Origin of the sequence: Flavobacterium sp. (genome assembly GCF_047602195.1) — a bacterium.
In the GTDB taxonomy this organism is placed as follows: Bacteria; Bacteroidota; Bacteroidia; order Flavobacteriales; family Flavobacteriaceae; genus Flavobacterium.
Genome location: NZ_JASGHW010000002.1, coordinates 326,972 through 348,675 on the forward strand (window position 1 = coordinate 326,972; position 21,704 = coordinate 348,675).

Below are 21,704 nucleotides of genomic sequence, written 5' to 3' on the forward strand. Positions count from 1 at the left end.
GCCATGCAGCAAATGATCGCTTTCTTCCTGCTTTTTGTATCGGCGTACCACTATTCGCCCGAGACGGTTTTGGCCGAAAACAAGACGCTGACCCTTCAATGGAACAAGGCTTACGCCGAAGACACCATCGACAAATCGGCGATCGGGTTGCAATGGGCGTTGTCGTATTGCGGCGCGATGCTTCCCAATGCACCCTATGCTATTGAGGTGGGCCAAGATCAAATCATCCTGCATCCCGAGGAGCTCGGTTTCAATGCACAAGCGCTGCAAAAAATAAAAACCCTGCACGATAAAATCAGGTCGTCGGACGAATACCAAAAAAACAAAAGTATCGACCTGGGCCGCTACATCGCGCTGTTGATTGGTGCGCCCGAACATTATTACCAAATTACCGGCGTTCCCGAGAAGTTCTCCGATTTGCTTTCGCAATACCAACTGCAACCAGAAATCGGTTATGTCAACCATTCGGGCGTCTCGCGCGTGCACCGCAAAATACAGTTTTCGCAACCCAATGGCCTGCACCAGTTGTTTGTTTCGACCGAAACCGATTCGGTCACCGGCGCGATTTACGAATACGAAACAATTGACATCATGCCCAACGCCCAAGTCCGATTTGGTATTTTTGATGCCGACGGCAACCGCAAAAACCACGCTTCAAGTTCACATTCGGAAGCCGGCAAACCGGCCAAATGCATGTGGTGCCACGAATCGATCATATCCCCCATGTTCAACAAACAGGACAATTTTCCGGGCTTTTTGACCTATCTGCAATTGCAGGACAAACTGGTCGCCTACAATGCACTGTTGACCAACCAAAAGCTGGCATTGCCGGGTGGCGTCCGTTTTGCCGAGAAACAACAACACACCTTGACCGAATTGTTGTACATTTCATTCATGGAACCTTCGGCCGAAAGGCTCGCCTTGGAATGGAATATTCCCGTGGCGCAAGTCCAAACTTTACTGGCCGGCCAACCGACACACATTTATGAAGAATTCCCATTCCTGGGCAATTTATACCACCGTACAGATGTGGAAGCGTTTGCGCCTTTCAAAGGCTTGACCGTGTCCACCCATGTGCGTGAAGCCTCTTTAACCGAAGTCAACCACCTCAGCCCATGAAAGCCCTACTCGAAAAATACTACCTGCTGCCGACTGCCTTACTTTGCCTGTTCTACCTGTACCAGGCCATCGATTTTCCGGTGCATGATTTTGCCAATTATTATTTCGGCGGTAAATTCCTCGCGCAGGGCCATTTTTCGCATTGGGTGTATTTTCCTTACGAATTCAACAAATCGATTGCGCACGAAGGTTACCAAAATATCTTTGTGAGCTATGCGCCGAACACGCCTTTCTTGGCCTTGTGTTTTTTGCCGTTGTCCTTTTTAGGTCTTGCCACGGCGAAACTGGTTTTCAATGGAATCAGCATTTGGTTGTTTCTGTTTACGCTCAAACGCCTGGCCGATTTCTACCGGGTAAAACCGATTTACATGTGGTTGGTTCCGGTGCTGTTTTTTGTCCCGATCAAAAACGACTTGCTTTTTGGGCAGGTGTACTTGCTGTTGTTCTTCTTGCTCGGCGAAAGTTGGATCGCCTACAAACGCAACGAAAAATTCAAGACCGCCGTATTGCTTTCGTTCGCCATCCTGTTCAAGATCTTTCCGGTGGCTTTGCTGTTGCTGTTCTTGTTTCGCAAAAAGTTCCAGTTGCTCGCCTACACGGGCATTTGCGGCATGGCTTTGTTTGCAATGTCTGTGCTTTTTGGCGGTTTGGACATTTGGATTTTCTTCGCCGAAAAAGTATTGCCCAAAGCTGCCAATGGCGAAATCTCCGAAGGTTTTGTCCCCAATTACCAATCGGTTTTGATGTTCCTCAAACAAATGCTGGTGTTTGACCCGATCGAAAATCCGCATCCGGTTTTCAATCTGCCGCTTTGGTTTGCCGCTTTGGTCGTTGCGTTCAAGATCAAGCTCATCGCGATCGGCTATTATGTTTCGCGCAAGGTCAAACTGCCTTTGCTTGCCTTCTCCTATTGGATTTTGGTGCTCATCCTGACTTCGCCCTACGGCAGCACCTATACTTTTATCCTGCTGCTTTTTCCGTTCATCGCCTTGGTATGCAATCCCATCCGGACCTGGAAAAAAGTGTTGGGTTTGCTGCTGATCTTCTGTATCAACAACATCCCGGTTTCTTGGTTTATGGCGTATGCGTTTCCGATGAATTATCTGAGGCTTTTTGCGGTGTTGCTGCTATTGACACTCGTTTTTTCATTGGTCTACCAGAAAATAAAAATCTGGAAAGTAGGCGCCGTTGCGTTGGTCCCAATGCTATTGGTCCTTTTGTTCTCCCAAAAAACACCCCCTGATTCTGCCGTGGTTTTTGGGAAAAACGAACCGATGTTGGTCTACGACTTTAGCGTAGCCAATCAGAAGCTCACTTATCATTATTGGAACGAATCTGGTGCCAACAAAGCAACCTTTGATTTATCTGCGCATCATATTCAAAAATTACCGATGCACGGAAACGAGATCATGGTCAACGGAAGTGCGGTCACCCATGACCAAAGCAACAAACTCAAGCCTTTGCTCATCAACAACCGCACGATTGTCTACCTGTCCGATTTCGACCGCGGCATCGGGTTTTACACCCTGCGAAAAAAAACCATCGATCCATCGCATGAATAAATTGCCCCACATCCTCGGAAATGGCCTTTGGCAAATGATGCCATCGGTGTTTACGCTGTTGCTGTCGCTGGCCGTAGTGCGTCTTTTCGATGCCTCGGTTTGGGGAAAAATAGTGGCCATCGTGGTCGTGCAGCAAATCGTCAGCAGTATTGTTTCCTGGGGCAATAAGGATTTTCTTCAACGCCAATTGGCACAACATACGGCCCAATTCAGCAGGCAATTCTCTGCTTTGTTGGTACAAAGGCTACTGCTTTTAGTTGCGGTTTTGCCTTTGGTGTATTTTTCTGGTTGGATTCCGGCGGATTGTTTTGTCGCATTCTCGCTTTTGGTTTTGGGAAGATTTGCCCAGCAAAGTTTCGATATCCTGATCCTGCGCGACAAAAGATTCAAAACCGCCATCGCGCTCGAATTGCTGTTCCTGGCGCTACAGTTGGCTGCTTTGGTGTTGATGCGAAACACGACCGCAGACCTTTCTGGGTTATTGATGGTTTTCTGGATTCCGACGCTGTGCAAAAGTTTGGTTTTGTGTGTTGTATTCCGCCAAGATTTTGACTTCGGAAGTTTCAGCAGACCACTATTGCCGGGTGCTTTTTTCTTTGCACTGTTGAGCCTGAGCGGTTTGGTCCACAGCAAGATCGATGTGTTGCTCGTCTCGCGGCTGCTCGATGATGAAACGCTTGGCAAATACCAGATCATCATGGCATTCTTGTGGAACATCCAATCGGTGGCGATGTACATTTCGGGGCCTTATGTTCCCAATTTCTATCGCCTCAACGAAGTGGCGCGTGGCAATTATTCAGTATGGCTGCGCAAAATTGGGTTCTTGGTTGTTCCTCTGGGCGTGACAGCGATGCTTGTGCTGTTGTATTTCGCTTTTGGCATTGCAACCAATGCTTCGATTGTCCTGGCATCGTTGCTTTTTAGCATGAGCAGTTTTGTTTACCTGCCTTGGATTTTACAGTTGAACAAAGAAAATCGCGAAAACGAGGTGTTGTTCATCAATATTTTTGGAACAGCCACTTTAATCGGGTTGGTCGTATCGGCCAGCCGTTGGTGGCATTTGGGATTGGAGCAACTGTTGTGGATTGTCACGTTCCAACAGTTTTTGATTACGGCCGTCGCTTTTGCGGCGCATAAAAAAACAAGAATATGCGTACCGTCCTGAGCCATACGATTCATTTTGAGGACCGCCTCCGGTTTGCCGGCGCTTTTTGGAAGTACATGGATGCCGAATTCGAGCACCACCTCAACCAATACCTCGTCATTTTTGAACGCTACCGCAACGAACTGGCCGATATTCCTTCGCCCGCCGAATGGGAATTGCTGCCATTCGGAACCTTCGCACGCGACAAATCGTGGAAATGGCGACGTCAGAGCCTTCGGGAATTCAAACAGTTGACCAAAGGCAAAACCTTCCGCAACACGCTCGAAATAGGGCCGTGGAATGGCTGGCTTACCCAATACCTGGCGCAACAATCCGAAGCCGTGATCGGAATCGATTATTTTTCGCATCCGTATGACGGTTTCGGGAACATCCAAAAAAGGGCCGATAATATTACAGCCGTGCAGTGCAACGTAGAAGCCGCCGGAAACGAATTCAAACCGCAGACTTTCGATTTGATCGTGCTCAACCATTGCCTGGCTTACACCCAAAATCCCGTCGGTTTTATCCAAAGCCTGATTCCGCTGCTGACCAAAGGCGGCAGGATCATCTCGCTCGGGAACACCTGGTTTGGCAATCCGCAAAAAAAGAAGACCGAAAATGAAACGGCCGCCAAACGCTTTCGCGAAAGTTACCACATCGGGCTTTACATCGGGCCGGTCAAAGGCTATCTCGATCGATCGGACATCGATTGGCTGCAGAAAATCGGTTTTTTGGTCAAAAATAGCCGGGCCAAACTGCTGCAGAATCTGTACGCCCGCATGCGTCCAGAAATGCCTACTTATATTACGCTAACCTATCAAAACGGATGAACAATTTCTTGACCCGGTACCGCAACAAACGTTTCTATTCGAAGCTCATCGAAAAGGACGCACTGTGCTTTGACATCGGTGCAAACCATGGTAGTAAAAGCAAATTGTTGTTGTCGCTCGGGGCCAAAGTCATTGCGTTTGAGCCACAAAGTTCGTGTTGGGAGGTGCTGACGGCTTTGAAAAACAAAAATCCCGATTTCGATTTCCATCCGTTTGCGGTGGGCGCGCAGGAAGACGAGAAAGTATTGCACCTGGCCAACCATTCGGAAGTCGCCACACTTTCGAGCGCATTTGTCGATTATTTCACTTGTGATGAAATCCATTGGAATGAAACCGAAACCGTCCAGGTCAAATCGCTCGATGCACTCATTGCCGATTTTGGCCTGCCCGATTTCTGCAAGATCGACACCGAAGGCTACGAACTCGAAATCCTGTCGCATTTGAGCCATCCGATTCCGCTCATTGAATTTGAATTTACGGGCGGTTTTACCGAAGACACCTTAAAGATTATCGACCTGCTCGACAACGGAAAAACCCAATTCAATTATGTCCGCAACGAAAAACTGCAATTCCAGTTCGACCGTTGGGTGGATGCGACGACCATGAAAACCGTGTTTAAATCATTGCCAAAAGCACGTCTGCACGGCAATATCTTTGTAAAAAATGAACAATAAAGTCATTATATTCAACCCGAAAAGTGCCAATGGCAAACACCGGATCCCCAATTCGATCCTGCAGGTCGGCGCGTCGATCCACGGCAAATACGGTTATGTTTTCGTCGATGGCAACCTCGAGAAAGATCCGTGGCAAACGATTGAAAATTACCTTAAATCGGGTGAATTCAAATACTTCGGATCGACGGTCATGCCGGGTCCGCAGTTGCGCCAGGCGATTCCATTCACGAAGAAAATCCGCGAACAATTTCCCGAAATCGTGACGGTTTGGGGCGGTTATTTTGCGTCGAACCAATACAAGGTGGCCTTGAATTCGGGCGCGGTCGATTATGTGATCAACGGTCCGGGCGACAACACCTTTCCTGAACTCATCCGCGCGATCGAGGCCAACGAATTGGAAACCCTGCCGCTGGTCAAAAACCTGATTTACAAAAACGGCCAAGGCGAAATCGTCAAAACAGCGGTAGAAGCCTTGCTCGACCAGGACACTTTGCCGAAGTTTCCTTACGATTACCTGAATTCGTTTTATCCGGTCAGGAATTACCTGGCCAAAACCTTTATGGGCGGCAAAACGCTGTCGTACCATTCGAGTATGGGCTGTCCGTTTTCGTGTTCGTTTTGCGCCGTCGTGCCGATTTACAATGCCAAATGGAAAGGCATGTCGGCCAAACGCATTTACGAAGACGTCAAGTATTTCAAACAGACCTACCACATCGATGCGGTCGAATTCCACGACAACAATTTCTTTACGGCCAAGAAACGCGTGCTCGAATTCTCCGAACTGATCATGGACGACAACATCAGTTATTGGGGAGAAGGCCGCATCGACACCATTAATATGTATACCGACGACGAGCTCAAGCTCATGCGCAAGGCCGGTTGCAAGATGATTTTCCTAGGTGCAGAAACCGGCAACGACGCGGTACTCAAACAGATGAACAAAGGCGGCACGCAAAGCGGGCAGATGATCAAGGATTTTGTGCTGCGTATGAAAAACGCCGACATCGTCCCCGAATTGTCGTTTGTGCTCGGCATGCCCGCCAAGACCGAGAAGGAAGTCTACGACCAGATTTTGTGGGACATCAATTTCATCCGCGAGATCAAGCAGATCAATCCGAAGGCTGAAATCATCATTTATCTGTTCAGTCCGGTGCCTACCGAAGGTTCCGAATTGTACCGACAGATCATCGATGCGGGATTTTCGTTTCCCGAGACTTTGGAGGAATGGATTTCCCCGAGTTGGGAAAATTTCGATTTGCGCAAAAACCCGCTCACGCCTTGGCTCAAGCCGTATATGATTGACACAATCAAAAATTTCGAGACGGTTTTGAATGGGTATTACCCGACGGTTTCCGATTTTCGCATCCGCGGCTATAAAAAACAATTATTGCAGATGGTTTCGGGATTGCGGTACAAGACCGGCATTTACCATTATCCTTATGAGATCAAGGCGTTGCACAAATTGTGGAAGTACCGCCAGCCCGAAATTGAAGGATTTTATTCGGAATGATTTTTTTGCCACGAATGCACAAATTTGAAATAAAAATTCGTGCATTCGCGGCCTTTATTTTAATATGAAAGCCATCGTCAAACGCATCCTGAGCCCGCTGTTGCAGAAAGCCAGCGCGCATTACCTTAAAAAGCGGCGCAAATATGCGTACCGTGGGGTTTCGGTCTGGGTCGAACCGACCGTGTTTCCGCCGTTTATCACCATCAGTACGAAATTGCTGCTGCAGTTTCTCGATCCGATGGATCTGCGCGGAAAAAAAGTACTCGAGTTGGGTTGCGGTTGTGGGATCATTTCTATTGTCGCGGCCAAAAATGGTGCGATGGTGACGGCGACAGACATCAATGAAGTGGCTCTGGAAGCGCTGCGCAAAAATGCCTCGGACAATGGCGTTTCGCCTGACATCCTGCATTCGGATTTGTTTGAAAGCCTTGATGGAAATTCGTTTGATGTCATCGTGATCAATCCACCGTATTATCCCAAAGCGCCACAATCTATGGCCGAAAACGCCTGGTTTTGCGGGGAAGATTTTGAGTATTTCGAAAAACTGTTTGCGCAGTTGCCCGCCTTTTTGGCCGCTCAAACGTACATGATCCTTTCGGATGATTGCGATTTGGTGCGCATCCAAACGATTGCCGCAAAAAACAAAATCGAATTTCAATTGGCGCAGGAAAAGAAAGTCGTGACCGAGACCAATTACATTTTCCGGTTACTTGCGTCGGAATAAATAATTCGGGTTTTTCATCACGAGTTCGAGCCGGTCATCCCGAAGTACTTCCTTCATCAGTTTCGCGCTTCCGAAAGACAGCGCATCGTGCGAATCGTCAAACAACAGCCAGCCGCCCGGAACCAAATGTTTCGCTGCATTTTTATAATCGGATTGTGCCGTCGCATAGGAATGGTCGCCGTCGATGTAAGCCAGTGCGATACCGCCACCCAGGTTTGCGGTTTTCCCAAAAATATCGGTCAAGGTGTTTTGCTGGTCCCAATGGTCGAAAAATGCATCGGCCTTGGCATGGATGGTGTGCGGTGGTATTTTGCTCAGTAAACTTGTTGCGTTCTTGTAGGCGTTCCTGACATATTCCATGAACTGGATGCGGTCGACGTCGTCGCGCCCATCGATCGTGGTCGTTGGATTAGATTGGTCGTCGTAGCCTTCGTAAATCCAAGGATCACAATTGAAGAAAGTATGGCTCTTTTGGTATTTCTGAAGCAGATACGTAATGAGATTGGTCGATACGCCGCCGTAAATCCCGACTTCGACGATTGCACCGGTTTCGGGCAAATGTTGGATGGCGTGGTCGATCAGGTAAATGTTGCCGTCGATGAGCATGCCTTCGCCCAACACCGAGGAACGCAGCCTTCGGATGAACGCGTCGTCTTCAATCTTTTTAATTTTTTTTCGGAACATCGATTACGCCAGTTTTCGGGTCGAGTCGCGTTGGCGCAATTCGGTTTTGATGACGCGCGTGGTGTAGGTCGGGATTTCTTCCTTGCTTTCGAGTTGTTCGATGAGCATGCTCGCGGCCGCCTCGCCGATTTCGGGACCGTGCTGGCTCACCGTGGAAAGGCTCGGGGTCAATCTGCGCGACCACACGCCATCGGCAAAACCGATGACCTGCAATTCTTCCGGGATTTGGAATCCGGCCTTCAGGCCCATTTTCATCGAAGAAACCGAGGCGTGTTCGTCGAGCGCGAAAATACCGTCCATTTTTCCTTTGGTAAACAAGCTCGCCGCTTTTTTGTCGAAGTCTTCGGCCGAATCGGTCAAGACAATCAGTTGGTCATCGGCTTTGATGCCGCTGTTCTCGAGTGCCTTGAAATAGCCTTTGGCACGCAGTTTCCCGACGCTCAAATTGTCGATCGAAGAAAAAAGTGCGATTTTTTTACAGCCCAGACTGATCAAATGCTGCGTCGCGTCGATGGCCGAATCGAAATCGTCGACGATGACTTTGTCGCAGGCCACTTCTTCGCTGACGCGGTCGAACATGACAATCGGTGTGCCTTCGCTGATGATGTTTTTGAAATGGGAGAATTCGCCGAGCTTTTGCGCTTCTTCCGAAATCGACACGATGAAACCGTCAATCGTTCCGTTGCTGAGCATCGTAAGCGCATGGACTTCCTTGTCGAGCGATTCGTTCGAGATGCAGGTGATCACGTTGTAGCCTTTGGCTTCGGCCACCTTTTCGATGCCGCTGAACACCTTGGCGAAGAAATGGTTCAGGATGTTCGGGATGATGACACCGATGGTCTTGGTCTTGCGGTTCTTGAGGTTGAGCCCGATGATGTTGGGCTTGTAATTCTTGAGCTTGGCGTATTCCTGGATGCGGACTTTGGTGGGTTCGCTGATTTCCGGGCTGTTGTTGAGCGCTTTGGAAACCGTGGAAACGGATACGTGCAGTTCTTTGGCGATTTGTTTGAGCGTCGCTTTTTCTTTCATTTTGGTTCAGATTGGTATGGTCATAAGTAGTGAGCAACGCAAATATAAGAATATAATTTTCGGAGCGGCCTCCTGAAGGGTTAATTCATTGGGATTTTGTGTAATTTTAGCGACTGATTTTCAATCTGTAAAATAATCTTTTATAGGCGTTTGCATTTCAAATAAATAATTGTACTTTTGCATCCCCTTTATTGGGGATGGAATGTTTAATTAAAATAAATTATTGTGAACACATTAAGCTACAAGACAGTATCAGCCAACAAGGCGACAGTCACCAAAGAGTGGGTAGTCGTTGATGCTGATGGTCACAACTTGGGGCGTCTGGCTTCTAAGGTCGCTATGATCTTGAGAGGAAAGTACAAGCCGAGTTACACACCGCACGTGGACTGTGGAGATAACGTGATTGTTATCAACGCAGAAAAAATCAACCTTACGGGTTCTAAAATGGACGACAAAATTTACATGCGTCACACCGGATACCCAGGAGGACAAAGAACTTTGACCGCTAAAGTTTTACAGGCGAAAAACCCTGCAGCTTTGGTAGAAAAAGCAGTGAAAGGTATGTTGCCTAAAAACAAATTGGGTGCAGAGCTTTTCAGAAATTTGAATGTTGTTGTAGGCGGAGAGCACAAACACGCGGCTCAAAAACCTAAAACTGTTAACCTAAACGATTTGAAGTAATGGCAGTAATTCACAAAATCGGCCGTAGAAAAACAGCCGTAGCACGTGTTTATGTTTCTGAAGGAACAGGAAAAATCACGGTAAACAAAAAAGAATTCGCAACTTACTTTCCGACCGCTACTTTACAGTACAAAGTAATGCAGCCACTCCAAATGACGGAGAACGCTGACAACTTTGACGTAAAAGTAAACGTTTACGGAGGAGGAACCACAGGTCAGGCAGAAGCTGTACGTATGGCTTTGTCTCGCGCGATGTGTGAAGTGGGCGAAGGAAACAGAGCGATCTTGAAACCTGAGGGTTTATTGACAAGAGATCCAAGAATGGTCGAGCGTAAGAAATTCGGTCAGAAAAAAGCACGTAAGAGATTCCAGTTCTCTAAACGTTAATCGTTTTTTGCGGAATTTATTACAATTATTAAAAAAGTTATTGTTGCTTCCTTCGGGAAATTAGTTTAGCATCTAAATGAAACTGAATTGAATGATTAAAAGATTGAAAAAATTAAAAGATTACAAAATCTTTCAATCATTAAATACTTAAATCTTTCAATTAAACAGAACATTGCTAATCAACAGAACGTAAACTAAAAATTTAAAAATGGCAAACAAAGTAGAAGTTAAAGAATTACTGGAAGCAGGTGTTCACTTCGGACACATGACCAGAAAATGGGATCCAAACATGGCTCCTTACATATACATGGAGCGTAATGGAATCCACATTATCAACCTGTATAAAACTGCAGCTAAAATCGAAGAGGCGAACGAAGCCTTGAAGAAAATCGCTGCTTCAGGCCGCAAAATCCTTTTCGTGGCTACCAAAAAACAAGCAAAAGATATCGTTGCTGAAAAAGCAAAATCTGCAAACATGCCTTACATCACTGAAAGATGGCCAGGTGGAATGTTGACCAACTTCGTTACAATCCGTAAAGCTGTTAAGAAAATGGCTTCTATCGATAAAATGAAGAAAGATGGTACGTTCCAGACCCTTTCTAAAAAAGAGCGTTTACAGGTTGATCGTCTTCGTGCCAAGTTGGAGAAGAACTTAGGTTCTATCGCCGACATGTCAAGATTGCCAGCTGCCCTTTTCGTAGTTGACATCAAAGCTGAACACATCGCAATTAAAGAAGCGCACAAATTAAACATTCCAGTTTTCGCCATGGTAGATACGAACTCTGACCCACGTGAGGTTGACTACGTAATCCCTGCCAACGATGACGCTTCAAAATCAATCGATAAAATTTTATCTCTCGTCACTGCTGCGGTTATCGACGGACTTTCGAACAGAAACGCCGACGCAATCGTAGAAGATGAAAACGAAACCGAAACTGTAGAAGCTGCTGAAGTAGTAACCCCGGTTGCTGAAGTAGAAGCTCCTGCTGTTGAGGCGGAAGAAAAAACCGAAGAGTAATCTTCAATTAAAAGATTGAAGGATTGAAAGATTGAAAGATTGTCGGTAAACGCAGCTTTCAAGAATCAATTTCTTCAATCTTTTTTAATATTCAGTTCATCTGAATTTTTGAATATTTAAATTTTTAAATCATTTAATCTTTAAATTAAAAAACATGGCAACTATAACAGCTGCAGACGTAAATAAATTAAGAACAATCACTGGCGCAGGGATGATGGACTGCAAAAAAGCATTGGTGGAAGCCGATGGCGATTTTGATTTGGCAATCGAAAACTTGCGTAAAAAAGGACAAAAAGTAGCCGCCAACCGTTCAGACCGTGAGTCTACCGAAGGTGCTGCTATCGCTGTCGTCAATGCAGACAAAACCGAAGGTGTCGTGATCACTTTGAACTGTGAGACCGACTTCGTAGGTAAAAATGAAGGTTTCGTAAAATTGGCTACCGATTTGGCCAATTTGGCTTTGAACCACGCGACCAAAGAATCTTTCCTCGCAGCCGATTTCAACGGAATCACCGTTTCCGAGAAATTGATCGAGCAAACCGGTGTCATCGGTGAGAAAATCGAGATCGGATCGTTCGAGAAATTGAGCGGCGCGTTCATCGGTTCTTACGTTCACTCCGGAAAAATCGCCGTTTTGGTGGCACTTTCTGCTAACGTAGCTGGCGCTGAAGAAGCGGCCAAGAACGTAGCGATGCAAGCCGCTGCGATGAACCCGATCGCTTTGGATGAAACAGGCGTTGACGCTTCAATCATCGAAAAAGAAGTCGAAATCGCGAAGGACCAATTGCGTCAGGAAGGCAAGCCAGAGGCTATGCTCGACAACATCGCCAAAGGAAAAATCCAACGTTTCTTCAAAGACAACACTTTGGTGAACCAAGATTACATCAAGGATGGTTCGATGAGCGTTTCTGCTTACGTAAAATCGGTTGACGCCGGACTTACTGTAACAGGTTTCAAGAGAGTGGCTTTAGGTTAATCCTTATTAATTCACATACCGAACCCGATTCCCTGCGAATCGGGTTTTTTTATGCCTAAAAACAACACGAGCGGCGCATGCAATTTTCCGCTATATTTGTTAATCCCTAAAAAATTGGCTTTGAAAAAACACTTCCTTTTACTGCTTGTTTCCTGCTGTTTCTTTGCGCATGCCCAGAAAGACCATTCGTTGTTCTGGGAAATTTCGGGCAACGGATTGGCCAAGAAATCCTATCTGTATGGAACGATGCACGTCAACGAGAAAATATCGTTCCGGCTCTCGGATGCTTTTTTTGAACATCTGCTCGCCGCCGATATCGTCTCCAACGAAAGCAATCCCGAAAGCTGGGGCGAATTGATCGACCTGTTCGATGTGGATGAAAAGGCAAGCAGCTATAAGTTCTACACGGAATTTTATTTGTCCCCAATCCAAAAGGAAGCCGTCGCCTCGGCCTTTGTGAGCAACAATTATTTCAACAAGACACTCGATGACATCGAAGGTACGCGCGCCGATTTCCAGGAAAGCACGGTGCTCGACATGTTCATTTTCCAGACGGGAAAAAAATACAAGAAGAAAATCATCGGGCTCGAGGATGCGAAATCATCGGTACTGATGCTGCTCCAGCTCAAACCCGAAGACCTCTCGCCAGTCGAACCCAACAAAACGGCGCTGCTGAAACTGGTCAAGAACAAAAGCTTCACCGAGGTGCTCAAGCAATACTACCGCGAAAAAGATGTCGTGATGCTCGACTCGCTCTACCGCCTGATGTTTTCGCAAAAGGGACACAAAGCCCTGATCGTCGACCGCAACGCCATCATGGCCCGCAGCCTCGATTCGCTGGCCAGGACCGGAAGCGTATTTGCCGGGGTTGGTGCGGCACATCTGGCCGGCAAACAGGGCATCATTCAAATGCTGCGCAACAAAGGCTACACGGTCAAGCCGATCATCGACGAATTTTCGGATGTGGGCCGCAACAAGAAGAAAACGATCGAGGATTTTTTCCCCAATCCCAATTACAAAGCCACCGTACTCGACGACCAGATGGTTTCGGTTCCGCTCAACAATTATACTTTGTTCCTCGACAAGGAAATCGTCTCCCCCGATTACGCAAGCGGCGCAGCCACGACAATCAAAAGGATTCCACTGTATGACTTCCTCCAAAAAGACGCAAAACCGTTCGACCACAAGGTACTCGACAGCCTGTTCTTCGAAAACATTCCGGGCGACATACTCGGCAAGAACTATTTCGAGACCGGCAGCTACCGCGGCTACGACATCAAGAATGTCACAAAAACCGGCAACCACCAACACTATCGTTTTTACCTCACGCCTTTGGAACTCATTGCTGTTTCGATGGTTGGTAACGGCAATTACGTAAGGCAATACGAGGCCGCGGTTTTCGACAAAATCAAACTGCGCCCGTTTGCATCTGCATGGGAAAAACTCGAACCCAGGAAAGGGGGTTTTACGGTCGATTTGCCGAGCTATCACCTGATGTACGGCAACGACACCGAAAAGCCCAACAACATCGAAATCCAAGCCTATGACGATACCGAAAAAGGGTATTACTTCCTGCTTGAGCGGACGCTCGATGACACCCGACAATTGGAAGATACCGCTTTCGAACACCGTCAGATCCACCAGGAATTTTACCTGCAGCACAGCATCGATACGCTCAAGACCGCTTACGACAAAAACGGATTGATTTCTGAATCGCTGTTGGGCAGCCGCAAAATTCGGTTGAAGACCGTCATTCAAGGCCCAAAATATTATCTTTTGGGGACCGTCAATGCTTCTGATGCCAACAGCGACCGCTTCTTCCATTCGTTCGCCACGGCGCCGTTCCGATACAGCGGAAAGGTCAAAACCTACCGCGATACGATTGCGCATTTCAACATCGATATTCCCGAAAAGGCCAACCCGAAATTGTTCCTGCACATCGATGACCGCGAATTCGACATGCCGGACGAATTCAGCCAGTCCTACCGAAAATATACTTTCCTTTCAGGATCGGGAAAATCGGTCGACATGGAATTCAATACCTACAACAAATACCAGAAACCACAACCCTTGGATTCGCTTCGCGCCGGTTTTCGCAAGGGATTTCTGCGCGAATACGATGCTTTTCCGCCCGATTATGAATACCACGAGGACCAAGCGGCGACCTCGTTGCTCGAATACCAGACCTATCGCAAACCCGGACTCAAGGAATCGACTTGGCCCAGTTTGATCGACAAACCGGCTGAAAAATACGAAATGCTGAGCGAAAAGGAATCGTTCGACAGCGCCAACAACATCCGTACTTTTGAAGCCGTCGTTTCCAAACCCGGTTCGCAGCAGGCCATCCGTTACCAGGTGCTCTGGAGGCCCGACCGCTATTTCACCTTCAAGACCTTGGCAGACAAAAATGATCTTTACAGCGATGTCTTTGTAGAGCAAACTTTCCATTCGCTCGCATTCAGCAAAGCGGCACTGTCCTCAGCCACGGGCAACAATATTCTGGATTTCATCAAAGACGCGCGCAGTGAAAACGATACCATCCGCGAATCGGCCTTGGGTTCGACCTACAGCCTCGAATTGGAAACCGCCGATTTTGACAACATCACGGCTTTTGCGAGCCAATTCAACTTTAGGGAAGACGAAAGCGCCTATTTTGCCAACCTGTTGATTGAAATCGGAGGCATCAAAGACGAGCGCGTAGTAAATTTCATGGAGCAAATCTACAAGCGCAACACCAGCAGCGCGACGATCAAGGTTGCCGCACTCACCGGATTGGCGCGGCAAAAGAGCAAAGCCGCCTGCAAAAAAATCCTCGAATTGATGCAACAGGACCTACCGCTTTTGGAAAACCACTACAGCCTGACGCGTTTGTTCGATTACCTCGAAGAAGATACCGAAAACAGCAAGATATTGGTTCCGGCCCTGCCCCAGTTTTACAAGACCGAGGAATACAAACTGCCCATCATCGGTCTTTGCAATACGCTGATCGACTCGGGCCAGATCACGGCAAAAAGCCTCGGTTCGTTCAGGAAAACACTCGCCAATGACGCCAACCTCAAATACAAAAGGCTCGCAGATCGCTCCAAAATGGATGATGAGGAAGATTATGATTATTCCTCGACCGAACTCGTGGAATATGTCAACCTGTTGTCCAAATTTCCAAAAGACAAGGAAATCGACAAGTTGTTCCATCACCTCAATGCACTCGACGACAAGGTCCTCAAAGCCGAAATGCTGCGTTTGGGGGTGCGCAACAACCGTATATCCGAAGCCGAAATCGACGCAGCACTGCAAGCCAAATCCACCCGCTTTTTGATGCTCCAACTATTGCTGAACCAGAACAACCGCTCGTTCATGGACCAGCTCACCGATGAGCAAATCGCCGAAGCCGCCGTGTACAATTTCGGCGACCTGACCCAAAAAGACAGCGTATCGTTGGTACATAAACAAATCGTTTTGCGCAATGGAAAACCAACGACCTATTTCTTCCACCGCCTCAAAATCTGGAACCCCGATACCGAAGACTACATCAACCAATTGCACACGGTGGCTTTTGTCAACGACGGCAACCGCATCAATCCCGAAGCCTTTACTTCGGTTTCTTATGTGTCCGATCCACCCGACGAGCAGCTCGAACAGCAATACAAAACCATCATCAATGCCTCGCTGCATGAAGATCATTGGCGCGCGAGTTTTAGCAAACGAGAGCCAACGAATGAAGAAATAATTCCCGCTTACTGATTATGTTCAAGACCAAAAAAGATACAATTTATGTGATCCTGGCCGGGATTTTCATCACCAATGCGGTCGTGGCCGAACTCATCGGGGCCAAACTCATCAATGTGGGTTCGATCCCGATGAGCGTCGGGATTTTGCCGTGGCCAATCGTTTTCATTACCACCGATTTGATCAATGAATACTTCGGGCAAAAGGGCGTTCGCCGGTTGTCGTTCATCACGGCAGGACTCATCGCCTATTGTTTTTTCCTGTTGTTTGTGGCCATACGGATTCCCGCTTCGGAAATCAGCGGGGTTTCCGACAACGCGTTCGATGCCGTTTTCGGGCAAAGCATGTGGATCATCGTGGGCAGCATAGCGGCTTTTTTGGTTTCACAGATCATCGATGTGACGATTTTCCATTTCGTCAAAAACAAAACAGGAAAGAAAATGATTTGGCTCAGGAGTACCGGATCGACGGTCATCTCGCAATTTTTTGACAGCTTTATCGTACTCGGGATTGCGTTTTGGATGACGGGAAAAATGGACACGTCGACCTACATCGCTTCTGGACTGGCGGGTTATTCGGTCAAGTTGCTCATCGCGATCATCCTGACCCCGGTCATTTACCTGGCCCATGCGTTAATTGACAAATACATACACGAAAAAGAATGAAAACAAAAATCCGCTGCGGTTGGTGCGAGAAAGACGACCTGTACCGCAATTACCACGACAACGAATGGGGCAACCCGGTTTATGACGATGAAACCTTATTCGAATTTCTATTGCTCGAAACCTTCCAGGCCGGCTTGAGTTGGTACACGATTTTGAGCAAACGCCCCAATTTCAAAAAGGCATTCGATAATTTCGACTACAAGAAAATTGCCCAATATGACGAGGACAAGGTTCAGCAATTGATGCAGGATGCGGGCATCATCCGCAACCAACTCAAGATCCGCGGTACCGTTTCGAATGCAAAAGCGTTTATGGAAGTGCAAAAGGAATTTGGTTCGTTTTCCAAATACATCTGGGGATTTGTGGGCGGCAAGCCCATCGACAACCAAATCCAGACGCTCAGTGACATCAAGGCCACGACGCCACTTTCGGATGCCATCAGCAAGGACTTGAAGAAACGCGGGTTCAAGTTCGTCGGCTCGACCGTCGTCTATGCGCACATGCAGGCTACCGGAATGGTCAATGATCACGTTGCCGATTGCTGGAGAAAAAATAATCATCCATGAATCGCATCCATCTTATAGGATTATTGGTTTTGCTTCAGGTTTCGCTTTGGTCTCAAAGCAAGCCCAATTCATACATTATCAGCAAAAAAGACACCTATACGATAGATGTCAAATACAATAAGCCCGAAATTTCCCTGTTCTCGGAAGAAAAAAAATGGGTCGGCGACAAAGACCACCAATTTGTCAAAGGCAACCGCATCGATTACAGTGCGAGTTTTGAAGAAATCACCGAAGTGGAGGCTTTTTCCATTTCCCCCGATAAGAAGAAACTCAAGGTCAAGGACATTCGGACTGCCGATTTGGAAATCGAGAACATTTTTTACCACGATATGAAGTACAAGTTCTACTATTTCGAAGCCCTGGCTCCCGGAAGTGAAACGTATTCGGCTTATCGAAAGCAATACAAGAAACCGCAATTTCTCGATAAATTTTATTTCCGCGATGGCCTTGATTGCAAACTGTCCGAAATCAGCCTGCGTATTGCCAAGGATATTGAAATCGGCTATGTGCTGCACGGCGATGATACCGATAAAATTGCGTTCTCGACCAACAAAGAGGGCAACTATACGGTCTACAAATGGCAATTGCGCGATGCCCAAAAAGACGAGGTCATCAAAAATGCACCGCAACGTTCTTATTACAGCCCACACCTCATTTTTTACATAAAAAATTACACCACCGACAAAGGCGTGCAAAAGGTATTGGGCAATGTAGATGACCTGTATCATTTTTATTTTGAGACGGTCAAAGACATCAATATTACAGACCAAACCGCACTCAAGGCAAAAACAGCACAATTGACCCAGGGCATTTCGGGGCACTATGACAAGGCCCGTGTCATTTTTGACTATGTCAAGGCTAATGTCAATTATGTGGCCTTTGAAGATGGCATGGGCGGCTTTATTCCACGCGAGGCCGCCGATGTTTACACCCGAAAGTATGGCGACTGTAAGGATATGGCCAACCTGCTCAATGAAATGCTGAATTTCGCCGGCATCGAATCGCATTTGGGTTGGATAGGAACCCGTCACAACAATTACACTTACGAAAAAGTACCCACGCCGATTGTGGACAACCACATGATTGCGGTGGCCAAAATCGATAATGCCTATCAATTCCTGGACGCAACGGGAGAGTTTGGCATATTTCCCAATCCGACGCCATTCATCCAAGGCAAACAGGCTTTGCTCAAAATTGACGCCGGCAAATACGAACTCGTCACCGTTCCGGTAATCGATGCTGCACAAAACAACACTTCGGGAGCAATTACTTTTACGCTCGAAGGCAATCAATTAAAAGGCAAGGTCGATATGGAACTGCGTGGTTTTGTCAAGTCTGAATTCAACGGACATTACCAATCGACCATCGATAAATCAGAGCTGCTCCGAAGTTATTTTTCTGAATTCATCGGACAGATCAACACCTCACAAATCGAAGTCAGCAACGCCAATGTTAGCCCAGAACCTTTAAAAATCGGCAACCGTTTCACATTGGAGAAGTGGGTACGGTTGGCCGATGGCCAATTGTTTTTCAAACCCATTTTATTCTTTCCCTACGCCGACCTAAGGATCGACACGCAGCAGCGCAAAGTGCCTTATCAGTTTGATTATAAGGAATCATTTCATTTTGATTACGAGTTCGAAATTCCGCAGGATTATACACTCGATTTCAAACCAGAGGACTTTAAACTCGACACCGATTTGCTTTCGGCCTCGATTACTTATGCCCAAAACGGCCAGAAACTGCGCATCATCCAAGACATGAAAATGAATACTTTGTTGCTCAATCCATCCGATTTTCCTGCGTGGAACACCGCCATCAAGACCATCACCAAACATTACAACCAAAACCTCGTATTGACCAAAAAATGAGAAAAACAATTGCCTTACTGTTGCTCGCCTTTGCCCCGTTGGTGCATGCCCAACAACCCGAAGAAGTCAAGAATTACACTTGGGATGCGACCCCGAATTTCCGCGATGTGCCGGAGGAATTCCAATCCTATCCGGCAGTCGTGCTCCAAGATTACCGGCTTTACGACAACCGCGTGGGTGAATATACCTATAAAGCTTTTGTGGTGAAACATGTGGCCATTAAGATACAGCAACCCGAAGGCATCAAGAACTATAATACGGTTAACATCGACAAACGCTATGTACGCGACTACCGCGACCTCAAGGCCCGTGTGATCAAAAGCGACGGCAAAATCGAGGAGCTTTCCAAAGACCGCATCATCGAAAAGGAAGAATCAAACGAAAGGCAGTTTGTTTTCGAAGGCGTCCAGACCGGCGATATCATCGAATACTATTATGTGATCAAAGATTATCCCGATTTGAGCGGTGGTGAATATTTCCAGCGCAGGATTCCGGTGATGGATGCCAAATTCCAGCTCAACAATATCAACCGGGCCACGACCGTTGTTGATGCCTACAATGGGATGCAAAAAAAATCCGTTTCGGGTTATCAGATTTATACCGCCAAAGACCTGCCTGCTTTCAAGGAAGAACAAAATGCGGCCAATATGGCCTATGTGGCCAAACTGTATTACCGCATCAGTTCTGCAAATGATTTTGGATGGGAGGCGCTTTACCACAGCATTACCAACTATGCGGCTGGTGATAATGCAAAGTCTATGGTACGGGATTTTGTCGAAGAACTGCAACTCGGTGACACCTCGATTCCGCTGGATGAAAGGCTCAAGAAAATGGACATCTACCTCAAAGAAAATATCGCTTTGGATCGGCAGGACAATTACAAGAAAGTTTTCGAAACCAAAAAAATTACACCGAGAATGGTGTTGTATCTTTATACCGATGTATTGTCTTACCTCAAAGTCCCCTATCGCTTTATTATTTCGACCGATAAGTTTGAGAACAAATTCGATTCGCAAAAAGCCGTTCCCGCCGCACTCAGTGAAATCATGATTTACATTCCAGAAACCGATAAATACCTTTGTCCGTTCGATTATTGGATGCCTTATGGACCACCTGTATCGGCTGCCCTAGCAAATGAAGCTGTCGAGTATACACCCAAAAACAAACACATGACACACGCCTTTGTCGTGGTCGGCGGCGTGTCGATGAAAGACAACCTGACCCAAACAGAAAACGACATCACACTCGACAACGATATGGAAACGGTGACGGTCAAAAAGAAGAAAACCGACAACGGCTACCGCGCCTATTTGTACCGCAACATCCTCAAACGCTTCTCCGAAGACAAGCAAAAAGAAATGGCCAAAGAAACCAGTTACAAAGATGTCGATGTCGAAATTAAAAAATACTCTTTCGAAAATGAGGCTTACAAATTCAATTACGAAGAAGACAAACCGTTCACGATCAATACAGAGGCCGTCATCAAAGAATCATGGGTTGAAAATGCCGGGAGAAATTACCTCGTGACCATTGGGAAAGTGCTCGGCAAGCAAAACGACCTCTATCAGGAAACCGAACGCATCCATCCGATCGATCTTGCCTATCCGAAGATGTACCTGCACGACATCACTTTCCGCATACCAGAAGGTTATACAGTCAAGGACATCAAGAATCTGCTATTCAACAAAAAACTGCACAATGAGGCCGGTGACGTAATTGGGTCGTTTGAATCGAAAGGTACTATCGAGGGTGGGCTTATTAAAATCCAAATAGAAGAATTTTACAATTTTACACACCTCGAGAAAGACCGCTATCCCGAATACCGTGACCTGATCAATGCGGCCTACGATTTCTACAAATCATCTCTTATTTTGACTAAATCCTGATCAGGTTAAGGAAATCTTCGCGCGGAATCTCCCGACAGCCGAGGCTTTCCAGATGGTTGTTGTGCAATTGGCAGTCCAGTAGTTTGTAATTGCTGTGCTGCAGATATTTGACAAGCGAAATAAACGCGACTTTGGACGCATTCGACACTTTCGAGAACATGCTTTCACCACAGAAAACATGCCCCAGGTCGATACCGTACAAACCGCCCACGAGTTCGTCATTTTGCCAAACCTCAACCGACTGTGCAATACCGAGTTCGTTCAGCCGGCAATAGGCTTCGACAATCTCATTGGTAATCCAAGTGCCTTGCTGGCCTTCGCGTTTGATTTCCCTGCAATTCGAAATGACGCTGCGGAAATCCTGGTTGAAAGTCACCTTGAACATCCCGCGGTTCAGGATGTTGCGCATGCTTTTGGAAATAACGAGTTCGTCAAAAAACAACACCATACGCGGATTGGGCGACCACCACAAAATAGGGTCGTCGTCGTCAAACCACGGGAAAATCCCGTTGCGGTAGGCGAGCATGAGCCGTTCGGGCGAGAGGTCGCCACCAACAGCCAGCAATCCGTATTTGTCGGCCTGCTCGACCGACGGAAAAAACAATTCCTTGGATAAAAAATACATCGTAAAACAAAGCCCCGATATCGGGGCT

At 47.0% G+C, this 21,704-nt stretch carries 19 protein-coding genes; 16 read left to right on the top strand and 3 right to left on the bottom strand.

Annotation, left to right across the window (positions count from 1 at the left end; all coding sequences use genetic code 11):
- The first annotated feature begins 3 nt into the window (after positions 1-3).
- The 7 genes from QM717_RS02420 (at position 4) to QM717_RS02450 (ending at position 7,563) form a co-directional block, all read left to right on the top strand.
- A complete protein-coding gene (locus QM717_RS02420; RefSeq protein ID WP_415034474.1) occupies positions 4-1,119 on the top strand; it encodes a hypothetical protein in 1,116 nt (371 codons plus the stop codon).
- Positions 1,116-2,681 (top strand): glycosyltransferase family 87 protein, encoded by a 1,566-nt coding sequence (locus tag QM717_RS02425; protein WP_415034476.1) that lies wholly within the window; start codon positions 1,116-1,118, stop codon positions 2,679-2,681. The genes QM717_RS02420 and QM717_RS02425 overlap by 4 nt, the downstream gene beginning before the upstream one ends.
- Positions 2,674-3,846 carry a hypothetical protein gene (locus QM717_RS02430; protein WP_415034478.1) on the top strand — a complete coding sequence of 391 codons (1,173 nt, stop codon included), beginning with the start codon at positions 2,674-2,676 and terminating at the stop codon, positions 3,844-3,846. Before QM717_RS02425 ends, QM717_RS02430 begins: the two co-directional genes overlap by 8 nt.
- The gene (locus QM717_RS02435) at positions 3,831-4,655 is read left to right on the top strand and encodes a class I SAM-dependent methyltransferase (RefSeq protein WP_415034480.1); all 825 of its coding nucleotides are present in this window, start codon (positions 3,831-3,833) and stop codon (positions 4,653-4,655) included. The genes QM717_RS02430 and QM717_RS02435 overlap by 16 nt, the downstream gene beginning before the upstream one ends.
- Positions 4,652-5,329 carry an FkbM family methyltransferase gene (locus QM717_RS02440; RefSeq protein ID WP_415034482.1) on the top strand — a complete coding sequence of 226 codons (678 nt, stop codon included), beginning with the start codon at positions 4,652-4,654 and terminating at the stop codon, positions 5,327-5,329. Before QM717_RS02435 ends, QM717_RS02440 begins: the two co-directional genes overlap by 4 nt.
- The gene (locus tag QM717_RS02445) at positions 5,319-6,839 is read left to right on the top strand and encodes a B12-binding domain-containing radical SAM protein (protein WP_415034484.1); all 1,521 of its coding nucleotides are present in this window, start codon (positions 5,319-5,321) and stop codon (positions 6,837-6,839) included. The genes QM717_RS02440 and QM717_RS02445 overlap by 11 nt, the downstream gene beginning before the upstream one ends.
- Before the next feature lie 64 nt (positions 6,840-6,903).
- A complete protein-coding gene (locus tag QM717_RS02450; RefSeq protein ID WP_415034486.1) occupies positions 6,904-7,563 on the top strand; it encodes a methyltransferase in 660 nt (219 codons plus the stop codon).
- On the opposite strand, the gene QM717_RS02455 is transcribed toward QM717_RS02450, so the two are convergent.
- Positions 7,546-8,247 (bottom strand): class I SAM-dependent methyltransferase, encoded by a 702-nt coding sequence (locus QM717_RS02455; protein ID WP_415034488.1) that lies wholly within the window; start codon positions 8,245-8,247, stop codon positions 7,546-7,548. The genes QM717_RS02450 and QM717_RS02455 overlap by 18 nt on opposite strands.
- Before the next feature lie 3 nt (positions 8,248-8,250).
- Positions 8,251-9,276 carry a LacI family DNA-binding transcriptional regulator gene (locus QM717_RS02460; protein ID WP_415034490.1) on the bottom strand — a complete coding sequence of 342 codons (1,026 nt, stop codon included), beginning with the start codon at positions 9,274-9,276 and terminating at the stop codon, positions 8,251-8,253.
- 225 nt (positions 9,277-9,501) lie between these two features.
- Here QM717_RS02460 and rplM point away from each other — a divergent pair, with 225 nt between their 5' ends.
- From rplM to QM717_RS02505, 9 genes are all read left to right on the top strand, one after another.
- Complete coding sequence (gene rplM / locus QM717_RS02465) at positions 9,502-9,957, top strand: 50S ribosomal protein L13 (protein WP_415034492.1); 456 nt, start codon at positions 9,502-9,504, stop codon at positions 9,955-9,957.
- Entirely contained in the window at positions 9,957-10,343 is a 387-nt protein-coding gene (gene rpsI, locus QM717_RS02470; protein ID WP_415034494.1) for a 30S ribosomal protein S9, read from the top strand. The genes rplM and rpsI overlap by 1 nt, the downstream gene beginning before the upstream one ends.
- A gap of 208 nt (positions 10,344-10,551) precedes the next feature.
- Positions 10,552-11,361 carry a 30S ribosomal protein S2 gene (gene rpsB, locus QM717_RS02475; RefSeq protein WP_415034496.1) on the top strand — a complete coding sequence of 270 codons (810 nt, stop codon included), beginning with the start codon at positions 10,552-10,554 and terminating at the stop codon, positions 11,359-11,361.
- A gap of 154 nt (positions 11,362-11,515) precedes the next feature.
- Entirely contained in the window at positions 11,516-12,337 is an 822-nt protein-coding gene (gene tsf, locus QM717_RS02480) for a translation elongation factor Ts (RefSeq protein ID WP_415034498.1), read from the top strand.
- A gap of 120 nt (positions 12,338-12,457) precedes the next feature.
- Positions 12,458-16,078: a TraB/GumN family protein gene (locus QM717_RS02485; RefSeq protein ID WP_415034500.1), complete on the top strand. Its 3,621-nt coding sequence runs from the start codon at positions 12,458-12,460 to the stop codon at positions 16,076-16,078.
- Between the two features lie 2 nt (positions 16,079-16,080).
- On the top strand, positions 16,081-16,728 hold the full coding sequence (locus QM717_RS02490) for a queuosine precursor transporter (protein ID WP_415034502.1): 648 nt from the start codon (positions 16,081-16,083) through the stop codon (positions 16,726-16,728).
- The gene (locus QM717_RS02495; protein WP_415034504.1) at positions 16,725-17,294 is read left to right on the top strand and encodes a DNA-3-methyladenine glycosylase I; all 570 of its coding nucleotides are present in this window, start codon (positions 16,725-16,727) and stop codon (positions 17,292-17,294) included. The genes QM717_RS02490 and QM717_RS02495 overlap by 4 nt, the downstream gene beginning before the upstream one ends.
- Positions 17,291-19,165, top strand: coding sequence for a DUF3857 domain-containing protein (locus QM717_RS02500; RefSeq protein ID WP_415034506.1), 1,875 nt, complete (start codon positions 17,291-17,293; stop codon positions 19,163-19,165). Before QM717_RS02495 ends, QM717_RS02500 begins: the two co-directional genes overlap by 4 nt.
- Positions 19,162-21,051 (top strand): DUF3857 domain-containing protein, encoded by a 1,890-nt coding sequence (locus tag QM717_RS02505; protein ID WP_415034508.1) that lies wholly within the window; start codon positions 19,162-19,164, stop codon positions 21,049-21,051. The genes QM717_RS02500 and QM717_RS02505 overlap by 4 nt, the downstream gene beginning before the upstream one ends.
- Here QM717_RS02505 and aat read toward each other — a convergent pair.
- Positions 21,041-21,676 (bottom strand): leucyl/phenylalanyl-tRNA--protein transferase, encoded by a 636-nt coding sequence (gene aat, locus QM717_RS02510; RefSeq protein WP_415034914.1) that lies wholly within the window; start codon positions 21,674-21,676, stop codon positions 21,041-21,043. The two genes, QM717_RS02505 and aat, sit on opposite strands and share 11 nt — an antisense overlap.
- Positions 21,677-21,704: the final 28 nt, after the last annotated feature.

Coding starts and splice junctions, on each gene's coding strand:
- QM717_RS02455 (WP_415034488.1), bottom strand. CDS start 8,247: ATGTTCCGAAAAAAAATTAAAAAGATTGAAGACGACGCGTTCATCCGA.
- aat (WP_415034914.1), bottom strand. CDS start 21,676: ATGTATTTTTTATCCAAGGAATTGTTTTTTCCGTCGGTCGAGCAGGCC.
- rpsB (WP_415034496.1), top strand. CDS start 10,552: ATGGCAAACAAAGTAGAAGTTAAAGAATTACTGGAAGCAGGTGTTCAC.
- QM717_RS02460 (WP_415034490.1), bottom strand. CDS start 9,276: ATGAAAGAAAAAGCGACGCTCAAACAAATCGCCAAAGAACTGCACGTA.
- QM717_RS02450 (WP_415034486.1), top strand. CDS start 6,904: ATGAAAGCCATCGTCAAACGCATCCTGAGCCCGCTGTTGCAGAAAGCC.
- QM717_RS02435 (WP_415034480.1), top strand. CDS start 3,831: ATGCGTACCGTCCTGAGCCATACGATTCATTTTGAGGACCGCCTCCGG.
- QM717_RS02430 (WP_415034478.1), top strand. CDS start 2,674: ATGAATAAATTGCCCCACATCCTCGGAAATGGCCTTTGGCAAATGATG.
- tsf (WP_415034498.1), top strand. CDS start 11,516: ATGGCAACTATAACAGCTGCAGACGTAAATAAATTAAGAACAATCACT.
- QM717_RS02425 (WP_415034476.1), top strand. CDS start 1,116: ATGAAAGCCCTACTCGAAAAATACTACCTGCTGCCGACTGCCTTACTT.
- QM717_RS02495 (WP_415034504.1), top strand. CDS start 16,725: ATGAAAACAAAAATCCGCTGCGGTTGGTGCGAGAAAGACGACCTGTAC.
- QM717_RS02440 (WP_415034482.1), top strand. CDS start 4,652: ATGAACAATTTCTTGACCCGGTACCGCAACAAACGTTTCTATTCGAAG.
- rpsI (WP_415034494.1), top strand. CDS start 9,957: ATGGCAGTAATTCACAAAATCGGCCGTAGAAAAACAGCCGTAGCACGT.
- QM717_RS02505 (WP_415034508.1), top strand. CDS start 19,162: ATGAGAAAAACAATTGCCTTACTGTTGCTCGCCTTTGCCCCGTTGGTG.
- QM717_RS02445 (WP_415034484.1), top strand. CDS start 5,319: ATGAACAATAAAGTCATTATATTCAACCCGAAAAGTGCCAATGGCAAA.
- QM717_RS02490 (WP_415034502.1), top strand. CDS start 16,081: ATGTTCAAGACCAAAAAAGATACAATTTATGTGATCCTGGCCGGGATT.
- QM717_RS02420 (WP_415034474.1), top strand. CDS start 4: ATGCAGCAAATGATCGCTTTCTTCCTGCTTTTTGTATCGGCGTACCAC.
- QM717_RS02500 (WP_415034506.1), top strand. CDS start 17,291: ATGAATCGCATCCATCTTATAGGATTATTGGTTTTGCTTCAGGTTTCG.